This is a genomic window from Streptomyces albidochromogenes (assembly GCF_005981925.1).
Classification (GTDB): Bacteria; Actinomycetota; Actinomycetes; order Streptomycetales; family Streptomycetaceae; genus Streptomyces; species Streptomyces albidochromogenes.
The window spans coordinates 1-555 of record NZ_VBVX01000729.1 but is presented as its reverse complement, the minus strand read 5'-3'; the positions used below and the strand labels follow the sequence as shown (position 1 = coordinate 555).

General features: G+C 72.8%; 1 protein-coding gene. It reads right to left on the bottom strand.

The genetic code is table 11. The features are described 5' to 3' along the window. On the bottom strand, window positions 1-419 hold a 419-nt coding region (locus E2E34_RS34970), incomplete at its 3' end, for a SulP family inorganic anion transporter (protein WP_341870251.1). Window positions 420-555: the final 136 nt, after the last annotated feature.

The window sequence follows — 555 nt, the reverse complement described above, 5'->3', positions numbered from 1 at the left end:
ACCTTCGTCACCCCGCCCGAGGGCGCCCGGGCGTCGGCCATCGCGTAGACCTGCCCGGTCACCAGCACCAGCCCGATCCCGGCGAGCATCCCCTGCACGGCCGCGACCGAGACGCGGAACCACCGCCCGAGCCGCAGCGCGCCCATCGCCACCTGCACCGACCCGGCGGCCAGCACCAGCACCCCCAGGGCCCCGACGCCGTACCGCTGCACGGCTTCGTACACGAGCACCGTGAGCCCGGCCGCCGGGCCGCTGACGTGCAGGCTGCTGCCGGGGAGCGCTCCCGCCACGAGCCCGCCGACGATGCCGGTGACCAGACCGAGTTCGGCCGGTACGCCGGAGGCGACGGCGACCCCCACGCACAGCGGCACGGCGACGAGGAAGACGACGAGCGAGGCGGTGAGGTCGGTCCGGCGCAACGACAGGCAACGCAAAAGGCACCTCCGTCTGGTGGCGAATCACGCCAAACCTCATGTCTCGTACGGGAGTTGGACATCCCAGGACTTTCCGCGACCCACCCGTGCCCACCGCAGTGCGAAGGAGGCGGATGCTCCG